Source organism: Stenotrophomonas sp. 364 (genome assembly GCF_009832905.1).
Taxonomy (GTDB): Bacteria; Pseudomonadota; Gammaproteobacteria; order Xanthomonadales; family Xanthomonadaceae; genus Stenotrophomonas; species Stenotrophomonas maltophilia_AP.
The window spans coordinates 1,859,451-1,884,467 of the sequence record NZ_CP047135.1; the positions used below are offsets into that span (position 1 = coordinate 1,859,451).

At 67.7% G+C, this 25,017-nt stretch carries 21 protein-coding genes; 5 read left to right on the forward strand and 16 right to left on the reverse strand.

The window, feature by feature from the left end:
• Nucleotides 1-93: 93 nt before the first annotated feature.
• A complete protein-coding gene (locus GQ674_RS08595) occupies nt 94-1,317 on the forward strand; it encodes an ATP-binding protein (RefSeq protein WP_159496708.1) in 1,224 nt (407 codons plus the stop codon).
• Nucleotides 1,318-1,566: 249 nt separating this feature from the next.
• Here GQ674_RS08595 and GQ674_RS08600 read toward each other — a convergent pair whose 3' ends face one another.
• Nucleotides 1,567-3,324 (reverse strand): EAL domain-containing protein, encoded by a 1,758-nt coding sequence (locus tag GQ674_RS08600; RefSeq protein WP_159496709.1) that lies wholly within the window; start codon nt 3,322-3,324, stop codon nt 1,567-1,569.
• Nucleotides 3,325-3,326: 2 nt separating this feature from the next.
• Complete coding sequence (locus GQ674_RS08605; protein WP_159496710.1) at nt 3,327-5,432, reverse strand: PAS domain S-box protein; 2,106 nt, start codon at nt 5,430-5,432, stop codon at nt 3,327-3,329.
• 153 nt (nt 5,433-5,585) lie between these two features.
• On the opposite strand from GQ674_RS08605, the gene GQ674_RS08610 reads away from it, so the two are divergent.
• A complete protein-coding gene (locus tag GQ674_RS08610) occupies nt 5,586-8,378 on the forward strand; it encodes a bifunctional diguanylate cyclase/phosphodiesterase (RefSeq protein WP_159496711.1) in 2,793 nt (930 codons plus the stop codon).
• A 678-nt stretch (nt 8,379-9,056) separates the two neighbouring features.
• On the opposite strand, the gene GQ674_RS08615 is transcribed toward GQ674_RS08610, so the two are convergent.
• From GQ674_RS08615 to GQ674_RS08650, 8 genes are all read right to left on the reverse strand, one after another.
• Nucleotides 9,057-9,512 (reverse strand): hypothetical protein, encoded by a 456-nt coding sequence (locus GQ674_RS08615; RefSeq protein WP_159496712.1) that lies wholly within the window; start codon nt 9,510-9,512, stop codon nt 9,057-9,059.
• Nucleotides 9,500-10,027 carry a crosslink repair DNA glycosylase YcaQ family protein gene (locus GQ674_RS08620; RefSeq protein ID WP_201290233.1) on the reverse strand — a complete coding sequence of 176 codons (528 nt, stop codon included), beginning with the start codon at nt 10,025-10,027 and terminating at the stop codon, nt 9,500-9,502. Before GQ674_RS08620 ends, GQ674_RS08615 begins: the two co-directional genes overlap by 13 nt.
• Nucleotides 10,028-10,044: 17 nt before the next feature.
• The gene (locus tag GQ674_RS08625) at nt 10,045-10,263 is read right to left on the reverse strand and encodes a hypothetical protein (protein ID WP_159496713.1); all 219 of its coding nucleotides are present in this window, start codon (nt 10,261-10,263) and stop codon (nt 10,045-10,047) included.
• A 203-nt stretch (nt 10,264-10,466) separates the two neighbouring features.
• A complete protein-coding gene (locus GQ674_RS08630; protein ID WP_159496714.1) occupies nt 10,467-11,657 on the reverse strand; it encodes a methyl-accepting chemotaxis protein in 1,191 nt (396 codons plus the stop codon).
• A gap of 225 nt (nt 11,658-11,882) precedes the next feature.
• Complete coding sequence (hflD, locus tag GQ674_RS08635; protein WP_159496715.1) at nt 11,883-12,497, reverse strand: high frequency lysogenization protein HflD; 615 nt, start codon at nt 12,495-12,497, stop codon at nt 11,883-11,885.
• Complete coding sequence (gene mnmA / locus GQ674_RS08640) at nt 12,494-13,633, reverse strand: tRNA 2-thiouridine(34) synthase MnmA (protein WP_159496716.1); 1,140 nt, start codon at nt 13,631-13,633, stop codon at nt 12,494-12,496. Before mnmA ends, hflD begins: the two co-directional genes overlap by 4 nt.
• Nucleotides 13,630-14,091, reverse strand: a complete 462-nt coding sequence (locus tag GQ674_RS08645; protein ID WP_159496717.1) for an NUDIX hydrolase — start codon at nt 14,089-14,091, stop codon at nt 13,630-13,632. Before GQ674_RS08645 ends, mnmA begins: the two co-directional genes overlap by 4 nt.
• 1 nt (nt 14,092) lies before the next feature.
• Nucleotides 14,093-14,557, reverse strand: coding sequence for a hypothetical protein (locus GQ674_RS08650; protein ID WP_159496718.1), 465 nt, complete (start codon nt 14,555-14,557; stop codon nt 14,093-14,095).
• Between the two features lie 82 nt (nt 14,558-14,639).
• Between GQ674_RS08650 and clpS the strand changes: the two genes are divergently transcribed.
• The gene (gene clpS / locus GQ674_RS08655; RefSeq protein ID WP_159496719.1) at nt 14,640-14,972 is read left to right on the forward strand and encodes an ATP-dependent Clp protease adapter ClpS; all 333 of its coding nucleotides are present in this window, start codon (nt 14,640-14,642) and stop codon (nt 14,970-14,972) included.
• Here clpS and GQ674_RS08660 read toward each other — a convergent pair.
• Nucleotides 14,969-15,790 (reverse strand): APH(6)-I family aminoglycoside O-phosphotransferase, encoded by an 822-nt coding sequence (locus GQ674_RS08660; RefSeq protein WP_159496720.1) that lies wholly within the window; start codon nt 15,788-15,790, stop codon nt 14,969-14,971. The two genes, clpS and GQ674_RS08660, sit on opposite strands and share 4 nt — an antisense overlap.
• A 139-nt stretch (nt 15,791-15,929) precedes the next feature.
• Here GQ674_RS08660 and clpA point away from each other — a divergent pair, with 139 nt between their 5' ends.
• A complete protein-coding gene (clpA, locus tag GQ674_RS08665; RefSeq protein ID WP_159496721.1) occupies nt 15,930-18,209 on the forward strand; it encodes an ATP-dependent Clp protease ATP-binding subunit ClpA in 2,280 nt (759 codons plus the stop codon).
• Between the two features lie 112 nt (nt 18,210-18,321).
• On the opposite strand, the gene GQ674_RS08670 is transcribed toward clpA, so the two are convergent.
• The 5 genes from GQ674_RS08670 to trxB form a co-directional block, all read right to left on the reverse strand.
• Entirely contained in the window at nt 18,322-18,693 is a 372-nt protein-coding gene (locus GQ674_RS08670; protein WP_159496722.1) for a hypothetical protein, read from the reverse strand.
• Between the two features lie 220 nt (nt 18,694-18,913).
• Nucleotides 18,914-19,132, reverse strand: a complete 219-nt coding sequence (gene infA / locus GQ674_RS08675) for a translation initiation factor IF-1 (protein ID WP_005409596.1) — start codon at nt 19,130-19,132, stop codon at nt 18,914-18,916.
• A 190-nt stretch (nt 19,133-19,322) separates the two neighbouring features.
• On the reverse strand, nt 19,323-20,057 hold the full coding sequence (aat, locus tag GQ674_RS08680; protein ID WP_159496723.1) for a leucyl/phenylalanyl-tRNA--protein transferase: 735 nt from the start codon (nt 20,055-20,057) through the stop codon (nt 19,323-19,325).
• Complete coding sequence (locus GQ674_RS08685; RefSeq protein WP_159496724.1) at nt 20,054-21,184, reverse strand: GNAT family N-acetyltransferase; 1,131 nt, start codon at nt 21,182-21,184, stop codon at nt 20,054-20,056. Before GQ674_RS08685 ends, aat begins: the two co-directional genes overlap by 4 nt.
• A gap of 108 nt (nt 21,185-21,292) precedes the next feature.
• Nucleotides 21,293-22,264: a thioredoxin-disulfide reductase gene (trxB, locus tag GQ674_RS08690; RefSeq protein ID WP_159496725.1), complete on the reverse strand. Its 972-nt coding sequence runs from the start codon at nt 22,262-22,264 to the stop codon at nt 21,293-21,295.
• 267 nt (nt 22,265-22,531) lie between these two features.
• Here trxB and GQ674_RS08695 point away from each other — a divergent pair, with 267 nt between their 5' ends.
• Nucleotides 22,532-24,898 (forward strand): DNA translocase FtsK, encoded by a 2,367-nt coding sequence (locus tag GQ674_RS08695; RefSeq protein WP_159496726.1) that lies wholly within the window; start codon nt 22,532-22,534, stop codon nt 24,896-24,898.
• Nucleotides 24,899-25,017: the final 119 nt, after the last annotated feature.

Genomic DNA, 25,017 nt, shown 5'->3' on the forward strand with positions numbered 1-25,017 from the left:
CCGGCCCCCACACGGGCCGCTGTGCGTGCACGGGCTGCCGTCACGCGGGTCAACGCGTATATTGGGCGCCTGTTTAGACTGCCCGATGTGACCGTGACCGCTTCTTCCAACCTTGTCACCGCACCGCTGCCGCCGCAGCCGGTCCTGCTTGCCCTGTTCGAGCGGGTCAACGAAGGCATGCTGTTGTTCCGCGAGGATGGCAGCGTGGCGCTGGCCAATGCCGCGGTCAGCGAAATGCTCGGCCATGCCGAAGACGCCGCCGGCCTGGGCGCCGCGCAATGGCTGCGCCAGCTGCTGCCCCCGGACGCGCTGGAGCATGCCCGCCAGCACGGCCACTGGAACGGCAGCCTGCCGGTGGGCGAGCGCATGGTCATCGCCCACGTTTACCAGCACGAAGATGCGGGTCAGCGCCACTATCTGGCACTGTTCCGCCGCATCGAAGGCCAGGAAGACTACGAACGCGAACTGCAGCAGCGCCACGCCGAACTGCGCCAGGCCTACCTGCGCCTCAATGGCACCCAGGAAAAGCTGCTGCAGTCGGAGAAGATGGCCTCCATCGGCCAGCTGGCGGCCGGCGTGGCGCACGAGATCAACAACCCGATCGGTTACGTGCACTCCAACCTGGGCAGCCTGCAGGAATACCTGCGCAGCCTGTTCACCGTGATCGAAGCCTACGAGCGCGCCCTGCGTGCGCCGGACCCGAAGGCGCTGATCCCGGAAATCGACGACATCCGCACCCGTTTCGATATCGACTTCATCAGCCGCGACCTGCCGCAGCTGATGGCCGAGTCGCGCGAGGGCATCGAGCGGGTGACCCGGATCGTGCGCGACCTGAAGGATTTCTCGTATTCCGGCCGCGATGAATCCTGGAAACTGGTCGACCTGCACGCCGGGCTCGAGTCCACCATCAACATCATCTGGAACGAGCTCAAGTACAAGGTGACCCTGCAGCGCGAATTCGGCCAGTTGCCGCTGGTGGAATGCCTGCCGTCCGAGCTCAACCAGGTATACATGAACCTGCTGCTCAACGCCGGCCATGCGATCGCCGATCGCGGCACGATCACCGTGCGCACCGGGGTGGACGGCGACCATGTGTGGGTGGAATTCGAAGACACCGGCGGCGGCATCTCGCCAGACCTGCGCCAGCGCATCTTCGACCCGTTCTTCACCACCAAGCCGGTCGGCAGCGGTACCGGACTGGGCCTGTCGATCTCCTACAGCATCGTCAACAAGCACCACGGCCGCATCGACCTGGACAGCACCCCCGGCGTCGGCTCCAGGTTCCGCCTGGTCCTGCCGATCAAGCAGCCGCGCTGACCCACCCCGCCGCGTAGAGCCGGGCTCTGCCCGGCTGCCGACGCACGAGCCGACCGTTGGTCGGCTACCGACGCACCCCACCGGGGGTAGAGCCGACCGTTGGTCGGCTACCGCCGCACCCCACCGGGGGTAGAGCCGACCGTTGGTCGGCTGCATCGCGCGGGGGCGTCCTGAAGCAGCCGACCAACGGTCGGCTCTACCTCGATGAGGGGCGTCCTCGGTCGTCGTCCGGCGCGATGCTTGGCGCCCTCAGTCGTCGTCCGCCGCCGGCAGCGCGACCGGCGGCGCCGTGTTGGCCCGCCGCTGCTCCTCGTGCGTACGGAACGCCTGGTGGATGTGCTTGCGCAGCTCGTCGTCGTTCCACGGCTTGGTCAGGAACCGGTAGATCGCGCCGCGGTTGATCGCGTCGGTCACTGTGTTCAAGTCGGTGTAGCCCGACAGCACCAGCCGGATCGTGTCCGGGTACAGCATTTTCACCCGGCCCAGGAACTCGGTGCCGCTCATGTCGCTCATGCGCTGGTCGGACAGGATCACCTGCACGTCGTTGATCGCCAGCAGGTCGAACGCATCGCGCACGTTGCCCGCCGCCAGGATGCGGTAGCCATCGCGACGGAACAGCCGCACCAGCGAGCGCAGCACGTTCTCCTCGTCGTCCAGCAACAGCAGCGTGCGGTCGGGGCGGGTCTCGGCGAACGCTTCCGGGCGCAGGTAGCGGCGGCGCAGGGTCATGCCGGCCGCATCGGCCGACATCGGCTCGCCGAACAGGTAGCCCTGGAACACGTCGCAGTCGTTGCGGCGCAGGAAGCCCAGCTGTGCTTGCGATTCCACCCCGTTGGCAATCACCGTCATGCCCAGCTGGTGGCCCATGGCGATGATGGCGCGCGCGATCGCGGCCTCTCGGTTGCCGGCCGGCGCGCTCTTGATGAAGCTGCGGTCGATCTTCAGCTTGTCCACCGGGTAGCGCACCAGCGCGCTCAGGCTGGAGTCGCCGGTGCCGAAGTTGTCCAGGCTCAGGCTGATCCCTTCGTTGCGCAGGTTGACCAGGGTTTCGTGCACGAAATTGACGTTGTTGGTCAGCGCGCTTTCGTTGATCTCCAGGGTCAGCATCTGCGCCGGCACGCCAGCGGCCTGCATCACCGACATCACCTCGGCGAAGAAATTCGGACGCAGCAGCTGCAGGGTGGAGACGTTGACGGCGATGGTGAAATCATCGAAGCCTTGGTCGCGCCACAGCTTGGCCTGCTTGAGCGCGCCTTCCAGCACCCACGTGCCGATCTGCACGATGATGCCCAGCCGTTCGGCGGTGCGCATGAAGCGCTCCGGCACCAGCATGCCCAGCGTGGGCGACTGCCAGCGCAGCAGGGCCTCCATGCCCACCACGTGGCCGTCGCGCGCACTTACCAGCGGCTGGTAGCGCAGCTTCAATTCGCCATTGGGGATGGCGTCCACGATCTGGCGCGCGATGATGCTTTCGCTGTGCGCACTGGAGGGCGTGTCCACCGCATGGATGCGCACCGCATTGCCGCCTTCGCGGGCGGCCTGGTGCAGGGCGTCTTCGGCGTGGTCCAGCAGGCGCGAGGTGCCGGTGGCATGTTCCGGGCACAGGCTGACGCCCAGCTTGCCGGTCATGAACAGCGTGTACGGCAGCACCGACAACGGCAGCTCCAGCTGCTGGCGGATTTCCTCGGCCAGGTCTTCAGGCAGCGGTACGCCGGCGCTGCGCGGCACCGCGATCAGGAACTCGTCGCTGCCATGCCGCCACAGCTTGCCGCAGCCCCTCAGGTGGTGCTGCAGGCGCTGGGCCACCAATACCAGCGCCTGGTCGCCGACTTCGGCACTCATGTTCTCGTTGACCGACGCGAAATGGTCGATGTCCACGTGCATCAGCATCAGCGGCGTGCCACCGGAGGCGGCCTCGGTGACCATCGCCTGCAGCTCGGGGTTGCCCGCGCCCAGGCGCGGTGGCGCGTCCTCGATGCTGACCAGGGGCAGGGAAGGGTTCCACATGTTCAGTGTTCCAGAATTTCAGAAGTGGCCGCAGCGCTGCTGCGATAAGGCAGGTACAGGTCGATCAGGGTGCCGGCGCCGTGTGCCGACTCGATGCGCAGGGTGCCGCCCACGCTCTGCGCGCGCTCGCGCATCACGATCAGGCCCAACCCGCGCGGGCCTTCCGGGTCGAAGCCCTCGCCGTCGTCGCGCACCTGCAGGTGCAGGCCCTTGTCGCCGACATCGTGCAGCTGCAGGCTCACCTGGCTGGCGCGCGCATGGCGCAGCACGTTGGTCAGGCTTTCCTGGGCAATGCGGAAACAGGCCTGCTCGATATCGCCCTGCGGGCGGCGTGGCAGCGCCTGGATGTCGGCCAGCAGTTCGATTGCGGCCGAGCGGAACAGCATGCCGGCCTGCCAGCGCAGCGCGGCTTCCAGTCCCAGGGCATCCAGCTGCGGCGGCCGCAGCAGGGTGGAAATGTCGCGCAGCTTGCCAACGGTGGCATCGGCCAGCTGGATGATCTGTTCCAGGTCTTCGCTGCGGCGCGCGGCGTCGGCCTCGTCCTGGGCTGCATACGCCGACAGCTTCATGGCGGTGATTGCCTGGCCGATGTCGTCATGCAGGTCGCGCGAGATCGCGCGACGCTCATCTTCCTGCAGCGAGAACAGCCGCCCGGCCATCGCCTGCAGCTCGCGGTTGCTGGTCTCCAGGGCTTCGCGGATCCGTTCCGGTTCGCTCAGGTCGCGCACGATCAACAGCTTGCAGTTGCGTCCGCCATAGCGCACGTCGCCCACGGCCAGCCCGGCCTGGAAGCGCTGCCGGTCCAGCCGGCGCATGCCGATCACTTCACCGGCGCCGGTGCTCGGCAGCGGGATCGGCGCGAACAGCTGCGCCCGCACCCGCGCCAGATCAGCGGCGTCCACCAGCGCCGACAGCGGCTCGCCCAGCAGCGTGTGCTGCCCATAGCCGAACTGCGCCGCCGCGCAGGCGTTGGCATACAGCACGTATTCGTCGGACAGGATCACCACGCCATCTGGCAGCACCCGCACCAGCTCGCGGAACTGCTCTTCGCGCTCGCGCAGCAGCCGGCGCGACTGTTCGCGCTCGGTGACATCCTGCAGCGTGCCCAGCACGCGCGGCCGGCCGGCGTCGTCGTGCCCGCTTTCGGCGCGCAGGTGCACCATCAGTGCGCGCCCGTCCATCGCCAGCAGCGGCAGCAGCACGTCGATCTGCACCTGCTCGCCGGTCATGTCCTGCAGCAGTTGCTCGCTGAGTGCGGCGGTGGCCGGGTCGGCCGGCACCAGCAGTTCCTCGAAGCGGTGCCAGCGGCGTGCTTCCGGCGGGCGGCGGCCGAGCAGGTGGTAGACCTGGTTGGAATAGCGGCCCAGCCCCGTGGCCGGGTCCACTTCCCAGGCACCGATGCGGGCCATCTCGTGGGCTTCCTCGACCCGGGCCAAGGCCAGGTCGCGGCGGCGCAGGGCCTGGGTTTCGCTGGTACGGTCGATGGCGATCAGCAGCCGGGCGGGCCGGCCGGCGTAATCGATGGCGTTGCTGCGCATCTCCATGCGCCGGCGGCTGCCGTCACGCAGCTGCAGGTCGGCGGTCAGCACGCAGAGCTCGCCGGGCTCCGCGCGGATCTGCGCCAGCTTCTCGGCCAGCTGGTTCTCCTCGCCCGGCGGCCACAGCGCACTGATCGGCATGGCCATGAACGCCTCGCGGTCCCAGCCGAACAGGCTGCTCGCGGCCGGATTCACATCCAGGATCGCCAGCGAGTCCAGGTCGTACACCAGGATCGGCCCGGGGTTGCCCTGGAACATCTGCCGATGGCGGGTTTCCGAGCACTCCAGCCGCGAGTGGGCGTGCAGCACGTGCTGGGCCAGCGGGCGCAGCAGCAGATAGATCAAGCCGGCGCTGGCCACCACGAAAAACGCGCCCTTGGCGGTCTGCCAGCGGGCGGCGGTGGCCATGTCGGCCGCCAGCACCTGCACCGCGGCATCGCTGCACAGGATCCACACCAGGGCCAGCACCAGGTAACCGACCACCACCCGCCAGCGGTCGCGGCGCAGGGCCTGGGCGAGCGGGCGATCGGGTGCAGCGGGGTGGGGCAGGCCGGAGGGAGCGACAGGCATGGACGGGTCGGGGACCTTCGGGGCGGGCGAACTGCATCTTAGTGGGTGTCATGCCTTTTGGGGGCGCACGCCGCGCACCGCTCAATAATTGGCGAAATCCGCCGCTAACGATTGCGTTCCCGGTCGTCGGGTGCGTTATCGGAGTCTTACCGCGTGGACCAAGGGATTATCGCGAGTCTGCTGCAGCACCCATTGGCGTCGGCCTTGGTCATCCTCGACCGGGCCGGGCGGCCGCTGGCGGCCAACCCGGTCGCGCGCGAGCTTGGAGTGCCGGCAACCGTGGCGGCCTATGGCGAGCTGCTTGAAGACCTGCGTCTGCTGGCGGCCGACGGTGGCCTGGTGCCCTGCCAGCTGCCGGGCGGGCCACGTGGTCGCCTGGACGGCTGGATGCGTGCGGTGCACGACCCGGACGGCAACCTGCTGGCATTCACGCTGAGCGTGCCCGAGCCGGTCGCCAGCTACGCCGGCAGCCGCTGGGAGCTTGCCCTGGACCACGCCGGCCACGGGCTGTGGGACTGGGACCTGCCCAGCGATGCGGTGATCCGGTCGCGGCGCTGGGACGACCAGCCGCGACCGGCCGAAGAGGTCACCCGGGGCGATGTCGCCGCAGCGCTGCTCGCCCCGGTGCATCCGGAGGACCAGCCGGCGGTGCGCGCCGCGCTGGACGCCCACCTGCGTGGCGACGGTGAGGTTTATACCGCCCAGTACCGGCTGCGCCACCCCGACGGTGACTGGCGCTGGGTGCTCGACCGGGGTCGGGTGGTGGCACGTACCGCCGACGGCCAACCCCTGCGCATGGTGGGCACCCACACCGACATCCAGGCACAGAAGCAATTGGAGGCGCAGCTGCTGGAGCAGCAGGTGCACCTGCGCGAGGCCCAGCGCATCGCCAGCATGGGCAGCTGGTCGTGGGACCCGGCCCAGCGCCAGTTCTGGTGGTCGCCCGAGTTCCGCGCCCTGCTGGGCGTGGGCGAAGATCCGCTGAGCGGTCGCCGGCGTTGGCTGCGCCAGCTTGAACCGCGCTCGCGCAGCCTGCTTCGCCACGCCTGGCGGCGCATGCTGCGCGACGGCAAGCCGGCCACGCTGGAACTGGAGTTGCCGCGCGAGCGCGACGGCGCGCTGCACCTGCGCCTGTGGATGCAACCGCTGCTGGGCGCCGATGGCCGCATCCAACGGCTGCTGGGCCAGGTCCAGAACATCACCGAACAGCACCAGACCGATGCGCTGATCCGGTGGCGCACCGAACTGCTCAACCGCGTGTCGGCGCTGGGCCGCATCGGTGGCTGCGAAATCGAAGTGACCACCCGCCACATGCAGTGGACCGAGGAGTGCTATCGCATCCACGGCCTGCGCAAGGAGCCGATCAGCCTGGACCAGGCGCTGGCCCTGTACACCCAGGATTCGCGCAACGCCTTCGAGGCGGCACTGGAGCGCATCGCCGACGGCGGCCTGCCCGAGCAGCTGGACCTGTGCTTCTACCGCCAGTCCGGCCTGCGCATCTGGGTGCAGGTGCTGATCGAGCTGGACCGCCGCGACGGCCTGCCGACCCGCTTCGTGGTGCTGTTCCGTGACATCACCCGCGAACGCGAAGCCAACGAGCGCATCGAACTGCTGGCGCACTACGACCTGCTGACCGGCCTGCCCAACCGCATGCTGCTGCGCGAACAGACCGCCGATGCCATCGAAGAAGCGCGCGACCGCGGTGCACCGCTGGCCATGCTGTTCATCGACCTGGACGGCTTCAAGACCATCAACGACACCTTCGGCCACGCCACCGGCGATGCGCTGCTGAAGGCGGCGGCCACCCGCCTGCACCAGAACCTGCGCAACGCCGACCTGTTCGGTCGTTTCAGCGGCGACGAGTTCATCGTGGTGCTGCGTGACCTGGCCGACCCCGAGGACGCCGGCCACGTCGCCCGCAAGCTGATTGCCTCGCTGGCCGAACCGCTGCATCGCGGCGAGACCACGCTGAAGGTGGGCGCCAGCGTGGGCATCGCCATGCTCGACCAGAGCCATCACGACTTCGAATCCCTGCTGCGCGCGGCCGACGCGGCGATGTACGCGGCCAAGGAAGCGGGGCGCAACACTTACCAGTACTACAGCCAGGACGCGCTGGCCAAGATCCAGCGCAAGCTGGAGATCGAGCATGCGCTGCTGGGCGCGATCGAGCGCGAAGAGTTCACCCTGGCTTACCAGCCGCTGCTGCACGCCGAGAACGATCAGCCGCCGGCCATTGAAGCACTGCTGCGCTGGCATCGGCCCGGTATCGGTTACTGCAGCCCGGCCGAGTTCATTCCGATCGCTGAAAAGTGCGGCGAGATCGTCCGCATCGGCGACTGGGTCCTGGCCGAGGCCTGCCGCCAGGCGGCCGCCTGGGATGCCGCCGGCCTGGCGTTCGACCGCGTGGCGGTCAACGTATCGGCCGTGCAGCTGCGCGACCGCGGCTTCGCCGAGCGCGTCATCGGCATCTGCCACGCCCACGGCTGGCCCCCGCAGCGGCTGGAACTGGAGCTGACCGAGTCTGCGCTGATCCGGGATACCGATGTACTGCGCCACTGCTTCGACGTGCTCGAACGCCACGGCGTACCGCTGGCGGTGGATGACTTCGGCACCGGTTTCTCCAACCTGCATTACCTCAACCGCTTCCCGGTGGGCCGCCTGAAGATCGACCGCAGTTTCGTGCAGGGCATGCTGCACGACACCGGCACAGCTGAAGTCACCCAGGCCATCGTGCACCTGGGGCACGCGCTGGGCATGAAGGTCGTCGCCGAAGGCGTGGAAACCGAGCAGGAAGAGGCCATGCTGCGCCGCCAGGGCTGCGACGAGATCCAGGGTTACCTGTATTCGCGCCCGCTCACCCCGCGCGACCTGGCCCAGTGGCTGAGGACCGGCGGCACCCGCATCGCGCCACGCGAGGCGCTGGTCGCGCTGACCCACGCCATCTGATCGCGCGCGACCGCCCAGCGTGCGCGGCGTTCCGTTGGCCGCGCACCCCTGACGGGTAGAGCCGACCGTTGGTCGGCTGCTCCCGGTGCAGCCGACCAACGGTCGGCTCTACGTTTGTGGGACTTCGCGTGGATGGCCTTGTCCCAGCGGCCCCGGCTGTATTACCGGCTCGAGAGCTCTGACCGTCCGCGATCCCTCAACGTTCGCGGGGTTTCGTTTGTCGCGCACAATTGGCGGGTAGAGCCGACCGTTGGTCGGCTGCTCCCGGTGCAGCCGACCAACGGTCGGCTCTACGTTTGTGGGACTTCGCGTGGATGGCCTTGTCCCAGCGGCCCCGGCTGTATTACCGGCTCGAGAGCTCTGACCGTCCGCGATCCCTCAACGTTCGCGGGGTTTCGTTTGTCGCGCACAATTGGCGGGTAGAGCCGACCGTTGGTCGGCTGCTCCCGGTGCAGCCGACCAACGGTCGGCTCTACGTTTGTGGGACTTCGCGTGGATGGCCTTATCCCAGCGGCCTCGGCTGTATTACCGGCCCGCGAGATCTGACCGTCCGCGATCCCTCAACGTTTGCGGGGGTCCGTTTGTCGCGCACGATTGGCGGGTAGAGCCGACCGTTGGTCGGCTGCTCCAAGTGCAGCCGACCAACGGTCGGCTCTACCGCGGATCGCGTGGTTGCGCTTACCCCTGCGGACCCGGAATCTCCCCCACCGTATCGCCTTCGCAGGTCTGCACGGAGATGCGGTAGATGTCGGTCCAGCCATCGTCGGGGCCCGGTCCCAACCGGTGTCGCGCACCGAACATGTAGAGCGTTTCGCCCAGTGACATGTGGCCGATCAGGTGATGCGCGGCAGGGCTGACCTGGAACTGGTGCAGGAAGACCATCGGCTGCCCCTGGTGGTACAACCAGGCCGGCTCACCCACCCACTTCGGCTTGGCATCCATGCAGGGAAAGGCGTCTGCCAGCCGCGTGGCCAGCCATTTCTTGCGCGGCTTGGGTGCGCCCTGTTCCAGGTACTCGCGATAGAGCTGCTGGGCGAAAGCGTCGGCACCATCGGCCTGCATCGAAGCGGCATGCCGCTCCGCCGCCGCCATCGCTTCGCCCCAGAAAAGATGGAAATCTGTCAGTTCGGCCATGCTGTTCCTTGTGGGTACCCACCCTTGCAGGCTGGCGCAGCAACACAGGATAGCCCGCCAGCGGCGCATCCGGATCGACGGCCGATAGACGGCGGCGCCTCAGACAATGACGGGGCAGGGTGCACCAAACGTCGCCGGCCAACACCCGGCTGTCGCCGCTTCAGGCCGTGGGCAGGCAGGCAACCGCTACCGCAGCGCCATCCCGTCCACCGCGCGTGCGTTTCGCCCGTCCGTATCGCCTGCATCCGGCGCAGCGCATGGCGGTAATCGCGCATCGGAAGATAGGCAGCCGCGTGATACCGGTACTGGAAGATCTGCCGCTCGCCGACCAGGCGGTTCAAGTGCGCCAGGTCGTAATCGGGCACCCGATTCCACAGCACGTGGTGATGCGCGCGCTCCATCACCGACAGCGTATCGATCTGCACATAGCCCAGATGGGCGATGGCGCGGTGGGTGCCCGCCGGGCCTTGGCCGAACGGCGCCCGAGACGCCAGCCCCTGCGCGTGCAGTACCAAGCGTCTCTAACCAGAGGTCATGGACGGTGCGCGGGATGCTTCGGGTCCGGGGACGTGGTCACCACGGCATCGCCGCTCAGGCCGAGGTCCCAGGCCAAGCCGATCAGGGCCGGGTCCATGGCAGCGGCGCCCAACGACCCGGAAAGCCCGCCCTGTGCCGCCAGCTGCGCCAGTTCCCGCTGCGCCACCTGCTCAAGCTCGGCCAGCAATGCGCGTCCGCGAAGCGGCTCGGGCATGCGAACAGGCGAGGGCGGGGAGATGCGTTCCTCAGGCGCAGCCACTGCCTCGGGCAGGGGGACGGAAGAGGAGGGGGCGGCATGGGGGGTGTTCGTCAACAGCATGGGTCGATCATCTGCAGCCAGGACGGATCTTGCAAGCACGACGGCCCCGGGGAAACCGGGGCCGTCGTGGGCGCCGTTGCCGACGCGGAACATCTGGGTCAGAACAGCTCGACCGCGCCAGCGGCCATGCTCTGCTGGGCAACGGCCTTGTGCGGCGGGCGTTCCCACTCGCTGCGCATTTCACGCAGGCGGCTGCCGGTGCGCTGCAGGGCGCTGACGACTTCTTCGTCGAACACGCCGCCATTGCGGTGCAGCAGTTCCTGCAGGGCCACCGCTTCGCGGTTGATGGCGGTCAGGCGGTCCAGGTGGGTATGCACGCCGCCCAGGGCCTGGGTGGCGATGTCTTCGAACTGCAGCGCGCGGACCGCTTCGGCCACGCTGCTGTCGATGGCACGGCCGCACTCGGAGATCTCGCGCATGCCGTCGCCAAGCGAGGCGTTGATCTGGGCCACGTTGTCCAGCATCTGCGCTGCTTCGTGACGCGCTTCGCGGGAACGGTCCATATCGCGCGAGGCCATGTGCGACACCGTCTCGCGGACCTTGGCGATGGCGTCCTTGGAGCTGTGCGCCAGCTTGCGGATCTGCTCGTTGAACGTGGTGGAGCGCTCGGACAGGTTGCGCACCTCGTCGGCGACCACCGCGAAGCCGCGACCGGCCTCACCGGCACGGGCCGCTTCAATGGCCGCGTTCAGCGCCAGCAGGTTGGTCTGGTCGGCAATCGACTTGACGTCTTCCAGCAGGGCGAAGATGCCATCCAGGTGCTGCGCCATCTGGTCGATGTGCTGCACGGTGTTGCTGCTCTGGCCGCTTACCTGCTCCAGCGCCTCCACCAACTGTTCCATGCGGTGGCTGGCATGCTGAGCGAAGCGGGCGACGTCGACACCGGCGCCACCGTCTTCACCGGCACGGTCGACGATGCGGGCCAATGCCTGGCTTTGCTGGCGCGATTTGCGGTTCATGGCGTCGAAGCTGCCACCCAGGCCGCTGACCGCGTGGCGGATCAGGTCGCGGGCACGTTCGACTTCGCCGCGCGAGCCCTCCACTTCGTTGGCAACGAAGCTGCGCAGCTCGGTGAGCAGCTGGTCCTGCTCACGCAGGATGCGGGCGTGCTCGGGGGATCGCTGGGTCTGGGCCCGGGCGGTCCACCAGGCAAAGCCCAGCCAGCTGAGTGTCATCGTGGTCAGGATGGCCAAGCTCAGCGCGGCGGGCCATTCGAAACCGATGGCGAAAGGAAGAAGCAGGGTCAGGACCAGGGGGGCGGCCAGACGGATGAAGATGCGTGAGTACATGGACGTTCTCGGGAAGTGCACGGTTGATGTATCGGCCGTACCCCCATTTGCTTTAGTGCTGCACTGCACATTCCATCGAAAACCTCCCCAAGGCAGGGCCACCCCATGGGTAGCTGCGGGATTGGCGACCGCTCAGCCCAGCCACCCATGGGGTGGCTCTACCCGCATCCCCGAATGGTAGGGCGATCCCATGGGGGCTGCGCGCGGGGCTGGGCGCGCCGTGAATCAGCGTAGCTGGCGGTCCACCGCTTCGATCATCGCCTTGCGCGAGAACAGGAAGTCCCAATACTGGCCGCCGGTCTGGCGCCACAGCACCGCCGAGCGCACCGCCGCCAGCAGCAACGCGCGGATCTCGGCCACCACGCCGGCCTGGCCCAGGTAGTGCGGGTTGCCCTGCACCATCACCCGCGGCTTGAGATTGCTGATGGTGTCCGCATAGAGCCCGCCCAGGGCGGCCAGCACGTCGGGGTGGGCGCTGTCGCCCAGCTCGGTGGCCTGGCGCTGCGCGCGCGCGATGCCCTGGCTCACCTTGTCCACCACCGCATGCTCACGCACGAACCGGCGCTCCAGCTGCAGCACGGCCAGCGCCAGACGGGGCAGGGCGTCATCCTGGCCCTGATTGCGGAAGTAGTTGTGCAGCAGGCGCAGCCCCGGGGCCACGTTGGCCGGGCTGCCGTAGATGGCCTGCGGGCTGTCGGCATCAATGCGGAACACGCTGTCCACGGCGGTGCGCACCACGGCCGCTTCGGAGTGGCCGGTTTCGGCGATGCGGCGCACCTGCTGCAGGGCCTGGGCGATGCCGGCCAGTGCAAGAACGCGGTCGTCGACGGAAAAACTCATGCAGCAGATACCTCGAAAGGGGAAGGGGCAGTCCGCAGCCGCTGTTCCAGCGGCGCGTCGGTGGCGGCGATCACCGCGCCACCCAGGCAGACCTCATCGTCATACAACACCAGCGATTGACCGGGGGTGACGGCGCGCTGCGGGCGCACGAACAGCACCTCCAGGGTGCCGTCGTCGCGCACGGTCACCGTGCAGGGTTCATCGGGTTGGCGGTAACGGGTCTGCGCGGTGCAGTCGAACCGGCGGGCGGGCGGGGCGCCGGCGATCCAGTGGGCGGGCTCGGAATGGAGCCGGGTCGAGAGCAGCCAGGGGCTGTCACGGTCCTGGTCCACGTAGAGCACGTTGCTGGCCACGTCCTTGCCCACCACATACCAGGGCGCGGCCGGGCGGCCACGCACGCCGCCGATGTTCAGGCCCTCGCGCTGGCCCAGGGTGAAATAGAACACGCCGGGGTGCTCGGCGATCAGTGCGCCGTCCGGGTCGCGGATCTGCCCGGCCTTGGCCGGCAGGTAGCGGCCCAGGAACTCGCGGAAGTCGCGCTCGCCGATGAAGCAGATCCCGGTGGAATCCTTCTTGGCGTGGGTCGGCAGCCGCGCGTCGCGGGCCATCCGGCGCAGGTCGTTCTTCTGCAGGTCACCGATCGGGAACAGCGTGGCCGCCAGCTGCTCCTGGCCCAGCTGGTGCAGGAAGTAGCTCTGGTCCTTGCTGCGATCGGCGCCGCGCAGCAGCGCCCAGCGCCCAGCCACCTGCGCCACGCGGGCGTAGTGGCCGGTGGCGATGCGCTCGGCGCCCAGTTCGCGGGCCGCGTCCAGGAAGTGCTTGAACTTCACTTCGCGGTTGCACAGCACGTCAGGGTTCGGGGTGCGGCCGGCGGCGTATTCGGCCAGGAAGTGCGCGAACACGCCCTGCCAATATTCGCTGGAGAAATCGCGGAAGTGGAACGGGATGCCCAGCAGGCCGCAGACGGCCACCGCGTCGCGGCGGTCGTCCTCGGCCCGGCAGTCGCCGCTGCCGTCATCGGCCCAGTTCTGCATGAACAGCCCGGCCACCGGTTCGCCCTGCTGGACCAGCCGCCAGGCTGCCACCGAGGAGTCCACGCCGCCGGACACGCCGACCATCACCCGGGGAGTGCTCATGCGGTTTCCTTCAGGACCGAGAGGGAGTGGCGTTGGCCGCCCAGGTAGTCGGCGACGACCTCCCAGACCAGCGGGCTGCGCAGGCGTGCCGCGCTGGCCTGCAGCTCGGCCGGGGTCATCCACAGCGCGCGCACGATGCCCGCGTCCAGCGGCCGGGCCGGATCGTGCTCCACCGGGTCGGCAGCGAAGGCGAAGCGCAGGAAGGCCGTGCCGTCCGGCGCGGTCCACTGGTAGACGCCGATGAAGGCGCTCAGGCGCACCGTCCAGCCGGATTCTTCCAGGGTTTCGCGCACCGCTGCCGCGGCCAGGCTTTCGCCCGCCTCCAGGTGCCCGGCCGGCTGGTTGAGCACGTCGCGGCCGTCGATCCGCTCTTCTACCAGCAACAGGCGCCCGTCACGCACCACAACGGTGGCGACGGTGACATGGGGCGTCCAGCGCGGGTCCTGCACGGCATTCACCTCAGTACTCGTCCGTCTCGGTCAGTTCGTTTTCCATGGCATCGGCGGTGCGCATGGCCGCATCGATGGCATCGCTCAGCGCGGCCGAACTGGCATTGGCATCCACCTTGACCACGAACATGGCCAGCTGGTCCTGCTTGACCCAGGCGCCCAGCTTGGCGTCCTGCGAGTCTTCCAGCAGGCGGTTGGCCACCGCAGCGGGGAACTGCTTGCCGGGGGAGTTGTAGCCGGGCGACCAGATCTCGCGGATCTTGTGGCTGCCGAACTCTTCCACCGTCGAGCGCACGAATACCAGCTGGGTGCGGTCATCGCCGGCGTCGAAGACCAGCTTGTAGTCGCCGTCTTCGTCGATCTCGTAGGGGTAGTCCAGCTGCTTGAGCACGCGGCCGACAGCCTTGTCGGGTTCGGCTGCGTGGGCGCCGAACATCGTGGCGGTCAGCAACAGCGCGGTGACGATCCTTTTCATGAAATCCCTGTGAAAGTGTGGGGTGGATGTGCAGATTGTGAAGGGCGACAGAGGCGGCGTCCAATCCCGCTATAATGTGCGGATGCCCCGCGAGCCCAACCAAGAACCCCACCACGATCACGGCGTCCTGCTGGAACCGGCCCGGCCGGAGGTGGCGCCGCCGCCGTTCTACCAGGTGATGCTGTTGAACGACGACTACACCCCGATGGATTTCGTGGTGACCGTCCTGCAGAGCTTCTTCGCCATGGACCTGGACAAGGCCACCCAGGTGATGCTCCACGTCCACACCCGCGGTCGCGGCGTGTGCGGAGTCTTCACCCGTGAGGTTGCCGAGTCCAAGGTGGCCCAGGTCAACGAATTCTCGCGCATGAACCAGCACCCGCTGCTGTGCACGATGGAGAAGACCAGCGGCTAGCCGCCGGTGCGTGCCAGCCGACGCAGCGCCATGTCCGCCACCGCCAGGTCGACGTCGGCGGCGCTGCCATCTTCCAGGAACCACGCCGCCGACAGCCCGGCGCCGGCCGCGATCCAGCGCAGCAGCCGCGTGCGCTCCAGACCCGCCAGCGCGCTGACCTGGTCCACCCGGCGGTCAAAGACCTCCGGGTGGATGGCCACGTGGATGCCCGGCCCGCACAGGTCCGGGTTGCAGAACAGCACGGTGTAGTCGAATGCGCGGTCGCCGAGCAGGCGCTTGGGGTCGATTGCCAGCCAGCCGCGCGCGCCGCCGTCGACCACGTTGTCGTGGTGCAGGTCGCCATGCAGCGGGCGCACCTCGATCTGGGCGGCCAGCACTGTCGTCGCCAGCGATCTGCACTGTTCCAGCAATGGCGACAACGCGATCGTGGGCTGCAGCAGCGCGTTGAACCAGTCCTGCAGGTCCATCAGACCCTCGGGCAGGGCGCCGCGCGGCCGGTGGAGGCGTGCGGCGGTCTGGCACAGCAGCGCCGTGGCCTGCGCATCCTGCCCGGCGATGGACATCGCGCGCAGTGAAACGCCCGGTTGGGCCCGTTCCAGCAGGACCGCCTCGTGGTCGTGGGCCAGCAGCCGCACCGCGCCGTCGCCGTCCCACCAGCGCAGCAGTCGGTGGCCGTTGCGCTCCTCGGTCTCCGTGCTCACCTTCAACATGGCCGCGGAGCCGTCGGGGAGGCGGACCGGCCACAGGCGGGCGTGCGGGGTGCTGATGACGTCGCCATCACGGACAAGCTGCCATTTCGTGAGCTGGAGTTCAGGCATCATGGAGTTGCTGGGAAGCGCCTTGGGGAAACCGGGTGGGGTTGGACCGCTAACGCCGTCTGAACGCACCAATCCGCTAGGGTGATGGAAATTGCGCAGCTAGGCCGCATATTGTTCCCACCTGCCGCCGGAGTACAACATGTTCAGTAAAGACCTCGAACACACCATCGGTCAGTGCTACAAGCGCGCCCGTGAGGCCCGGCATGAATTCATGACGGTGGAACACCTGCTGCTGGCACTGCTCGACAACCCGTCCGCCCAAGCCGTGCTGAAGGCATGTGGGGCCGACGCCGAGCGCCTGCGCCAGGAACTGGAACAGGCCATCGAGGCCTCGGTCTCGCGCCTGGCCGAAGATGATGGTCGCGATACCCAGCCCACGCTCGGCTTCCAGCGCGTGCTGCAGCGGGCCGTGTACCACGTGCAGTCCTCGGGCAAGAAGGAGGTGACCGGCGCCAACGTGCTGGTGGCGATCTTCGGCGAGAAGGACTCCCACGCGGTGTATTACCTCAACCAGCAGGACGTGACCCGGCTGGATATCGTCAATTACCTGTCCCACGGCATCGCCAAGCTGGGCGAAGACGGCGAAGTGCCGCCGGCGGCCGATGGTGAAGGCCGCGCCGAGGGTAGCGAGGGCGAAGGCAAGGGCGATGCGCTGGCGGAGTTTGCCAGCAACCTCAACGAGGCCGCACGGAACGGTCGGATCGACCCGCTGGTTGGTCGCCGCGATGAAATCGAGCGCACCATCCAGGTGCTGTGCCGCCGCCGCAAGAACAACCCGCTCTACGTGGGCGAGGCAGGCGTGGGCAAGACCGCCATCGCCGAGGGCCTGGCCAAGCGCATCGTCGAAGGCTCGGTGCCTGACGTGCTGGCCGACGCGATCATCTATTCGCTCGACCTGGGCGCACTGGTGGCCGGCACCAAGTACCGGGGCGACTTCGAGAAGCGCCTCAAGGGCGTGCTCACCGCGCTGAAGAAGATGCCCAACGCGGTGCTGTTCATCGACGAGATCCACACCATCATCGGTGCGGGGTCGGCGTCGGGCGGCACCATGGATGCCTCCAACCTGATCAAGCCGGCCCTGGCGTCGGGCGAGCTGCGCTGCATCGGCTCGACCACCTTTCAGGAATACCGCGGCATCTTCGAGAAGGACCGCGCGCTGGCGCGGCGCTTCCAGAAGATCGACATCGTCGAGCCCACCGTGGGCGAAACCTACGAAATCCTGCAGGGCCTCAAGCCGCGTTACGAAGCGCACCACGGCGTGACGTACGCCGACGATGCGCTGCAGGCCGCAGTCGACCTGTCGGTCAAGCACATCGGTGACCGCCTGCTGCCGGACAAGGCGATCGATGTGATCGACGAAGCCGGCGCCCGCCAGCGCCTGTTGCCCGAGGGCGAGCGCAAGGAGCTGATCGACATCGAGGAGATCGAAACGATCGTGGCCAAAATGGCGCGCATCCCGGCCAAGCAGGTCAGCGCCACCGACAAGGACGTGCTGCAGCACCTGGAGCGCAACCTGAAGATGGTGATCTTCGGCCAGGATCCGGCCATCGAGACGCTGTCGTCGGCGATCAAGCTGGCCCGTTCCGGCCTGGCCAACCCGGAAAAGCCGATCGGCAACTTCCTGTTCGCCGGCCCCACCGGTGTGGGCAAGACCGAGGTAACCAAGCAGCTCGCCCTGCAGCTGGGCATCGAGCTGGTCCGCTTCGACATGAGCGAGTACATGGAGCCGCATTCGATCAGTCGCCTGATCGGTGCGCCCCCGGGTTATGTCGGCTTCGACCAGGGCGGCCTGCTCACCGAGAAGATCGTCAAGACCCCGCACTGCGTGCTGCTGCTGGACGAGGTGGAAAAAGCCCACCCGGACATCTTCAACATCCTGCTGCAGGTCATGGACCGTGGCGTGCTCACCGACACCAACGGGCGCGAAGCCAACTTCAAGAACGTGGTGCTGGTGATGACCACCAATGCCGGCGCGGCGCAGGCCTCGCGGCGTTCGATCGGCTTCACCCGCCAGGATCACGCCACCGACGCGATGGAAATCCTGCGCAAGAGCTTCACGCCGGAATTCCGCAACCGCCTCGATGCGGTGGTGCAGTTCCAGCCGCTGGGCTTCGAGCACATCCTGCGTGTGGTGGACAAGTTCCTGATCGAGCTGGAAATGCTGTTGCAGGAAAAGCATGTCAGCCTGTCGGCCACGCCGACCGCGCGGGACTGGCTGGCCCGCCACGGCTTCGACCCGCTGATGGGTGCCCGCCCGATGGCGCGCGTGATCCAGGACAAGGTCAAGCGCCCGCTGGCCGACGAACTGCTGTTCGGCAAGCTGGTCAACGGTGGCCGGGTCAGCATCGACGTGCGCAACGACGAGCTGTTCGTGGAAACACAGGCAGAGCCGGAGCGCCTGTTGCCGGCAACGGTGTAAGTCACGACCGTCGGTCGTGACGTGTAGCCCGGGTGCCGCCTGCTGCGGTGACGCCGCAGGCGGTACATGAAAAGGCCCCGCAAGGGGCTTTTTCATGTCCGCCTTCCTGCGGTCAGCGACGCGCGCGCGCCCGCGAGGTGAATTCCTGGACCGTGATCGTCTCCACCTCACGGACCACGCACTTCTGCGACTTGGTGCGCAGGCTGCTTACGCCGCCACCGCACAGCTGTCCGTCGCGTTCGGGGGTGACAAAGCGCAGGTCGGAGGTTTGCGCGGCGCTGCTGCAGCTGTCCTTGAAATGCACGATGTAGTGCTGGTCGGCGTTGCGCAGCAGGATGTTGCGATCGGCGCCTGCGCGCACGATCTGCTGGTCGGCCGACAGGGAGATGCACGCGGCATCGGTTGCGGGCGCCGGTTCGGCGGCCTGGACCGCAGTGGCAAGGCAGGTGCAGGCCAGCAGGCTGAGCAGGGACAAGGTCTTCATGGCAGGGGCCGGGGGATGGCGATCCGGATTGGATCGACAACCAGCGTGCCGCGGGAGGTGCCAGTGCGAATCTGCGGCAAGGCAGCCTTACCGATGTCAGGGTGCACAGGGTCAGGGTGCCGCTTGGCAGGGTCTGGCCGCTTTATCGCGGCCACGCAAAAAGGCCAGCTCCTGGCTGGCCTTCTGGCGGGGCTTCTGTTGGGAAGCCGCCCCGAACCGCTTACTTCATGCGGTACGTGATACGACCCTTGGTCAGGTCGTAGGGCGTCATTTCGACCTTGACACGGTCGCCCGTCAGGATGCGGATGTAGTTCTTGCGCATGCGGCCGGAGATGTGGGCGATGATTTCATGCCCATTTTCCAGTCGTACGCGGAAAGTGGTGTTCGGCAGCGTCTCGCTGACGGTGCCTTCGAACTCGATGGAGTCGTCTTTCGACATGTAGTCCTGTGCAGTTCTGTAAACGGCCGAGCTGGCCTTAAGAGCGGGCATTTTACGCGGGTTCGCCCGTTCATGCAAAGTTTGCGTTAAGCGGCCCGGTTTACCGGCCATTCACCGCCTCGCCGCAGCCACCGCAACGCGATTTACGGACCGTTAGTGCCGGCCGCTGGCCGCCTCCCCAGGATCTCGGCTACGCCAGCGCCGCAGCGGCCATCTCCCCAAACCGCTCCGTCCAGCTGCCGGCCGGTGCATCCCGGCGCACCTGCTCCCGCACCAGCGCCAGGAAGCGCGCACGCGGCCAATGTTCGGCGCCCATGCTCAGCAGGTGATCGTTCTCCACTTGAGCATCGATCAACGGCCAGCCCCGCTGTGCCAGATGATGGGCCAAGGCGGCCAACGCCACCTTGGAGCCGCCGCTGGCCGCACTGAACATGCTCTCCCCGAAGAACATCTGCCCGATCGCCACGCCGTAGATGCCGCCCACCAGCCGCTCGCCCTCGAACACTTCCACCGAATGCGCGTGCCCCATCCGGTGCAGGGCCACATATGCCTCGCGCATCGCATCGGTGATCCACGTACCGTCCTGGCCCGGGCGAAAGCTGGTCGCACAGGCGGCGATCACCTCGGCGAAGCGGGTATCGGCACGTACTACCCAGGGGTTGGCGCGCAGGCTGCGGCGGAACCGCGACGACAGGCGCACGCCGTAGGTGCGGAACACCATGCGCGGGTCTGGCGACCACCACAGCAGCGGCTGCCCGTCGGAAAACCACGGGAACACGCCGCCGGCATAGGCGTTGAGCAGGCGTACCGGGGTCAGGTCGCCGCCGACGGCCAGCAGTCCGTCCGGTTCGCGCAGCGCGGTTTCGGCAGGAGGGAAGGGGGCGTCGGCGCGCGCATCAAGCGCCCAGGGCAGGCGGCGGGTCATGCCGGGTCTTCGGACTTGAATGGACTGTGTGCGGACAGTGTCTGCGCATAGCGCGCCACCTCGTCGCGCTCGTGCCCACACCAGTCGGCCAGTGCTTCGGCAAAGGCGGGCTCGGCGACCCAGTGGCGGCTGCGCACCGTCTGCGGCAGGAAGCCGCGGGCCAGTTTGTGCTCGCCCTGCGCACCGGGCTCGAAACGGGCCAGGCCTTCGCGCAGGCAGTATTCGATGCCCTGGTAGTAGCAGGTTTCAAAATGCAGCCCGGGCAGGGTGGCCCCGCCCCAGTAACGCCCATACAGCGTGTCGGGTCCGCGCAGGCACAGCGCGCCGGCCACGGGCGCATCGTCGATCACGGCCAGGAAGATCACCAGCTGGCGCGGCATCCGGGCAGCCAGGTGGCGCAGGAACGGCAACGTGAGCGCCGGTGCATTGCCGTACTCGGCAAAGGTCTGCAGGTAGAAGCGGTGCATCGCCAGCAGGTCCTCCTCGCTCGCCTCGTCGCCATGCACGATCCGGTAGGCCACGCCGGTACGCGCCAGCTTGGCGCGCTCCTGGCGGATGTTCTTGCGGTGCTTGTGGTTCATCGCCGCAAGGAATGCGTCGAAGTCCCTCCACTGGCCGGTGTTGTGCCATTGGAACTGGATGTCCTGGCGCAGCATCCAGTCGGGTCCGAACGCGGCGTCCTCATCGGCGGGATGGAAGTTGATGTGCGCCGACGACCAGCCCATGCGCGCCACTTCAGTGCGCAGCCGCTCGGCGAGCACGGCACGGTCGGCATCGCCGCGCGCGAGCAGGCGCGGCCCGGTCACCGGCGAGTACGGCACCGCCCCCAGCCACTTCGGGAAGTAGTCCAGGCCATGACGCGCGTAGGCGTTGGCCCAGGCGTGGTCGAACACGAACTCGCCGTGCGAGTTGTCCTTCAGGTAGCCCGGGAGGGCGGCGACCAGCGTGTGGCCGTCCCACAGCGTGAAATGGCGCGGTCGCCAGCCCCATTCCGGACGCAGGCACCCATGGTCTTCCAGGCCGGACAGGAAGGCATGGCTGACGAACGGGTTGCTGCCGTCGTGGAGGGCATCCCAGGCCGTGGCGGGGACATCGGACAGGCGATGCAGGAAACGTGGATCGGGCATGTGGGGAGGATAGGGCAGAGTGGTGCGAAGCGGGCGTGCGGCGGTGGCCCATGAAAAAGGCCGACGCTTCCGCGCCGGCCTTTCGGTGTCATGCGAAGGTGGCCGGGATCAGCTGGCCATGCCCTTCGCGTCCAGGTAGCGCTCGGCGTCCAGCGCGGCCATGCAGCCGAAGCCGGCCGAGGTGATCGCCTGGCGGTAGTGCTGGTCGGCCACGTCGCCGGCGGCGAACACGCCTTCCACCGAGGTCTGGGTGGCATTGCCGCCCAGGCCCGAGCGGATATCCAGGTAACCGTTGTTCATGGTCAGCTGACCCTCGAACAGGCTGGTGTTGGGGTGGTGGCCGATGGCCACGAAGAAGCCGTGGGCCTGGATGTCGCGGGTGCTGCCGTCCAGGGTCGACTTCACGCGCACGCCGGTGACACCGGCTTCGTTGCCCAGCACTTCGTCCACCTGGTGGTGCCACACGGTCTCGATCTTGCCCGCGGCAACCTTGGCGAACAGCTTGTCCTGCATGATCTTTTCCGCCTTGAGGGTGTCGCGGCGGTGAACCAGATAGACCTTGCGGGCGATGTTGGACAGGTACAGCGCCTCTTCCACGGCGGTGTTGCCGCCGCCGACCACGACCACGTCCTGGTCACGGTAGAAGAAGCCGTCGCAGGTGGCGCAGGCGGACACGCCGCGGCCCTTGAACTCCTCTTCGGTCGGGATGCCCAGGTACTTGGCGGTGGCGCCGGTGGCGATGATCAGCGCGTCGCACGTGTATTCGGCGCTGTCGCCGATCAGCCTGAACGGGCGCTGGGCCAGGTCGGCGGTGTGGATGTGGTCGAAGATCACCTCGGTCTCGAAGCGCTCGGCGTGGGCCTGCATGCGCGCCATCAGGTCCGGACCCATCAGGCCATGTGCATCGCCCGGCCAGTTGTCCACTTCGGTGGTGGTCATCAGCTGGCCACCCTGCTGCAGCCCGGTGATGACCACCGGCTTGAGGTTGGCGCGGGCGGCGTAGACGGCGGCGGTCCAGCCGGCCGGGCCGGAGCCAAGGATGACGAGCTTCTGGTGGCGGGAGGGCGTGGAATTGCTCATGTAGACTCGCGTAAAGGTGACAGGGTGGGGCGCCGGCGGTGCATTGCGGGACGTCCGGGACAGGTCATAGAGTGGCGGCAGGGGCAGGGCGATTCAAGGTGAACGGTGGAACGGCGCAACCCGCAGGGCGTGTGATGGTCCCCGTGCCGGGGTTTTGACATGGCACGCGCCGGATGGGCGCGTCGCCCCGTGGTCGACACCTACCGGGGTGCCTGCCAGTCGTTTATTATCAAGCACTAACAGTGCATTCCCAAGGTGTGGTCTAAGGTGGCGAAGCGGCTCCCGGAACGATCCAAGTCTCCCGACAGCAAACCGTCGCGCAAAGCGGCAGCCGCGCCTGCGCCTGCCGATAACCCGCGTCGCCAACGGCTGTGGCGCGACCTCGGCCTGATCGCGATCGCCCCTGCGCTGCTGTATCTGGTGGCCAGTCTGTTCACGTATTCGGCTGCCGATCCCGGCTGGTCGCATACCGGCAGCGTGGTGGCCCCGGTGCACAACATGGGCGGCCGCGTGGGCGCCTGGATCGCCGATGTGCTGCTGCAGCTGTTCGGTTACATCGCCTTCGTGCTGCCCATCGTGCTCGGCGCGCTGGCCTGGATCGCGATGTTCGGCCTCAAGCGCGAAAGCAAGGGCGAGCATGACCTGGACCCGGCACTGCGCCTGGTGGGCCTGGTCGGCTTCCTGATCGCCGGTACCGGCTTCCTGCACGTGCGGCTGTTCACCGGCGACGTGGCGCATGCCGGTGGCATTCTGGGGCGGCTGGTGGGCAATTCACTCAGTGCCGGTTTCGGCGCGCTCGGCGCGAACCTGTTCGTGCTGGTGCTGCTGCTGGCCTCGATCACGCTGGCCACCGGCATCTCCTGGTTCGTGGTGATGGAGAAGATCGGGCGCTGGGTGCTGGCGCTGCCGCCACTGTTCAACAAGAAGAAAGAGCAGGCCACCGAGTGGCAGCAGACCCGCGCCATGCGCGAGGAGCGCCAGGAAGTGCGCAAGGTCGATGCCGAAGTGCGCGCCAAGCGCGAGCCGGTCAAGATCGAGCCGCGCCCCGAGCCGGTGCTTGAAAAGAGCGACCGCGCCAAGCGCGAAACCCAGATTCCGATGTTCCGCGGGGTCAATGGCGATGGCTCGGACCTGCCGCCGTTGGCGCTGCTGGACGATCCCAAGCCGCAGCCCAAGGGCTATGACGAAGACACCCTGGAAACGCTGTCGCGGCAGATCGAGTTCAAGCTCAAGGACTTCCGCATCGAGGCGCAGGTGGTGGGCGCGTACCCCGGCCCGGTGATCACACGCTTCGAGATCGAGCCGGCGCCGGGCATCAAGGTCAGCCAGATCAGTTCCCTGGACAAGGACATCGCGCGCGGTCTGTCGGTGAAGTCGGTGCGCGTGGTCGATGTGATTCCGGGCAAGTCGGTGGTGGGTCTGGAAATCCCCAACGTCACCCGCGAGATGATCTACCTGTCCGAACTGCTGCGCTCCAAGGAGTACGACAAGTCGGCCAGTCCGCTGACCCTGGCGCTGGGCAAGGACATCGCCGGGCGCCCGACCGTGGCGGACCTGGCGCGTATGCCGCACCTGCTGGTGGCCGGCACCACCGGTTCGGGCAAGTCGGTGGCAGTCAATGCCATGGTGCTGAGCCTGCTCTACAAGGCTTCGCCGAAAGACCTGCGGATGCTGATGATCGACCCGAAGATGCTCGAACTGAGCGTCTACCAGGGCATCCCGCACCTGCTGGCGCCGGTGGTGACCGACATGAAGGAAGCCGCCAACGGCCTGCGCTGGTGCGTGGCAGAAATGGAGCGGCGCTACAAGTTGATGAGCGCGGTGGGCGTGCGCAACCTGGCCGGCTTCAACAAGAAGGTCAAGGACGCCGAGGACGCCGGGCAGCCGATGATGGACCCGCTGTTCAAGCCGAACCCGGAGCTGGGCGAAGCCCCGCGCCCCTTGGAGACGCTGCCGTTCATCGTGATCTTCATCGACGAATTCGCCGACATGATGATGATCGTCGGCAAGAAGGTCGAAGAGCTCATCGCACGTTTGGCGCAGAAGGCGCGTGCAGCCGGCATCCACCTGATCCTGGCGACCCAGCGCCCGTCGGTGGACGTGATCACCGGCCTGATCAAGGCCAACATTCCCACCCGCATCGGCTTCCAGGTCAGTTCCAAGATCGATTCGCGCACCATCCTGGACCAGTCCGGCGCCGAAACGCTGCTGGGCCACGGCGACATGCTGTACCTGCCGCCCGGCACCGCGCTGCCGGATCGCGTGCACGGCGCGTTCGTGTCCGACGAGGAAGTGCATCGCGTGGTCGAGCACCTCAAGGCCAGCGGCCCGGCCGACTACATCAGCGGTGTGCTGGACGAAGTGCAGATGATGGGCGACGGCGTGGTGGTGGGGGCTGGTGGCCTGCCCGAAGCCAGCAGCAGTGCCGGCGATGAGTCCGACCCGCTGTACGACGAAGCGCTGCGCATCGTCACCGAGACCCGTCGTGCGTCGATCTCCGGCGTGCAGCGCCGGCTCAAGATCGGCTACAACCGCGCCGCTCGCCTGATCGAAGCGATGGAGATGGCCGGCGTGGTCAGCCCGCCCGAACACAACGGCGACCGCAGCGTGCTGGCGCCGCCGCCGCCCAAGTAACGCCGGGCTCTGCCCGGCTGCTCCATCCCCGGGCTGTCCCGGCCGCGTCATCACCCGGCTCCGTTCGGGTGCGCGCACCCGGCGACACACCCAACCAAGGCCTCGCCGGGCTCCGTCAC

Bases quoted from the DNA above. Each gene is read 5' to 3' on its own strand.
- GQ674_RS08660 (WP_159496720.1), bottom strand. From the start codon at position 15,790: ATGCCTGAACTCCAGCTCACGAAATGGCAGCTTGTCCGTGATGGCGAC.
- trxB (WP_159496725.1), bottom strand. From the start codon at position 22,264: ATGAGCAATTCCACGCCCTCCCGCCACCAGAAGCTCGTCATCCTTGGC.
- GQ674_RS08685 (WP_159496724.1), bottom strand. From the start codon at position 21,184: ATGCCCGATCCACGTTTCCTGCATCGCCTGTCCGATGTCCCCGCCACG.
- GQ674_RS08670 (WP_159496722.1), bottom strand. From the start codon at position 18,693: ATGAAGACCTTGTCCCTGCTCAGCCTGCTGGCCTGCACCTGCCTTGCC.
- clpA (WP_159496721.1), top strand. From the start codon at position 15,930: ATGTTCAGTAAAGACCTCGAACACACCATCGGTCAGTGCTACAAGCGC.
- hflD (WP_159496715.1), bottom strand. From the start codon at position 12,497: ATGAGTTTTTCCGTCGACGACCGCGTTCTTGCACTGGCCGGCATCGCC.
- GQ674_RS08625 (WP_159496713.1), bottom strand. From the start codon at position 10,263: ATGCCCGAGCCGCTTCGCGGACGCGCATTGCTGGCCGAGCTTGAGCAG.
- aat (WP_159496723.1), bottom strand. From the start codon at position 20,057: ATGACCCGCCGCCTGCCCTGGGCGCTTGATGCGCGCGCCGACGCCCCC.
- GQ674_RS08605 (WP_159496710.1), bottom strand. From the start codon at position 5,432: ATGCCTGTCGCTCCCTCCGGCCTGCCCCACCCCGCTGCACCCGATCGC.
- GQ674_RS08630 (WP_159496714.1), bottom strand. From the start codon at position 11,657: ATGTACTCACGCATCTTCATCCGTCTGGCCGCCCCCCTGGTCCTGACC.
- clpS (WP_159496719.1), top strand. From the start codon at position 14,640: ATGCCCCGCGAGCCCAACCAAGAACCCCACCACGATCACGGCGTCCTG.
- infA (WP_005409596.1), bottom strand. From the start codon at position 19,132: ATGTCGAAAGACGACTCCATCGAGTTCGAAGGCACCGTCAGCGAGACG.
- GQ674_RS08600 (WP_159496709.1), bottom strand. From the start codon at position 3,324: ATGTGGAACCCTTCCCTGCCCCTGGTCAGCATCGAGGACGCGCCACCG.
- mnmA (WP_159496716.1), bottom strand. From the start codon at position 13,633: ATGAGCACTCCCCGGGTGATGGTCGGCGTGTCCGGCGGCGTGGACTCC.
- GQ674_RS08615 (WP_159496712.1), bottom strand. From the start codon at position 9,512: ATGGCCGAACTGACAGATTTCCATCTTTTCTGGGGCGAAGCGATGGCG.
- GQ674_RS08650 (WP_159496718.1), bottom strand. From the start codon at position 14,557: ATGAAAAGGATCGTCACCGCGCTGTTGCTGACCGCCACGATGTTCGGC.